We start from the raw sequence: 1,017 nt of genomic DNA, 5'->3' as shown, positions 1-1,017 counted from the left end.
GACGTTTATTATAGCAGCTGATTCATGACGTACGATCAGTGGTAATCAGGAAAGCTAATGGGCTTGCCATTGTCAGTAAAGATAAGGATTTTTTATCAATGCTGGAAGCATTCGGACACCCACCAAAACTGATTTTTTTGAAAATCGGTAATGTCAAGCTTGCGGTTGTTGAGCGTGTTTTAATAGACAACCAACAGACTATCCATAGTTTCCTGAACGATGAAGACAAAGGACTATTGGAGCTCTGAAAGAGTTGTCAAGATCCCCCCCTCATTCTCTGACTTGCAAAAAACACCTTAAAATGATTGGGAAATAGTCAAAGAAGTTTTGACAATCTGACGTAATAGACGTCGCAGGGTATGCATAATGAAAGACCTGACCCCGGTTTTTTGACCCCGGTTTTTTCGAAGAGGAATTTGCCAATATTGATAACAATGCTATCATTTTGGATAATCAGAATTGAGGAGATAAATATGGCAAACCTTATTGTGCGAAACATTGATGATAAAATAGTAGATGCACTCAAAGCCCAAGCTGGCAAGCATGGTCGAAGCGCTGAAGCCGAACATCGCCGGATTTTAGAGTCCGCATTGCTACGCCCCAGGAAAAAAAGCTTCACTGAGGCGCTACAAAACATCCCGGATGTTGGCACCGATGCAGATTTCGAACGCATTGATAATGACAGTGACCGTGATGTATTTAATTGATACTAACGTCATCAGTGAAATACGCAAAAAAAAGAAAGCAAATCCCGGAGTACAGGCATTCTTTCAGTCAGCAGACCAACAGGAACGACAACTTTATCTGAGTGTTATCACCATTGGCGAGTTGCGCAGGGGCGTTGAACGGATTCGTTACCGAAATGATATTTCACAGGCTAGTCAGTTAGAGTGTTGGCTGAATGACATTATCAGGGATTACAGAGAACGAATTCTCGATTTTGGCAACACCGAAGCCAATATATGGGGGGCACTCAGAGTACCTCACCATGAAAATTCAATAGATAAACAAATCGCT

General features: G+C 41.9%; 3 protein-coding genes. All 3 read left to right on the top strand.

The annotated features are described in order from the left end of the window. Positions 1-38: 38 nt before the first annotated feature. On the top strand, positions 39-248 hold the full coding sequence (locus KDK14_RS12510; RefSeq protein ID WP_257265468.1) for a DUF5615 family PIN-like protein: 210 nt from the start codon (positions 39-41) through the stop codon (positions 246-248). A 225-nt stretch (positions 249-473) separates the two neighbouring features. Then, positions 474-707 (top strand): DNA-binding protein, encoded by a 234-nt coding sequence (locus KDK14_RS12505; protein ID WP_257265467.1) that lies wholly within the window; start codon positions 474-476, stop codon positions 705-707. Continuing rightward, the coding region (locus KDK14_RS12500; RefSeq protein ID WP_257265466.1) for a PIN domain-containing protein at positions 655-1,017 on the top strand (363 nt) is incomplete at its 3' end. The genes KDK14_RS12505 and KDK14_RS12500, both read left to right, overlap by 53 nt.

Source organism: Endozoicomonas sp. ONNA2 (genome assembly GCF_024606365.1).
GTDB lineage: Bacteria > Pseudomonadota > Gammaproteobacteria > Pseudomonadales > Endozoicomonadaceae > Endozoicomonas.
This window is presented reverse-complemented; position numbering and strand designations above follow the sequence as displayed.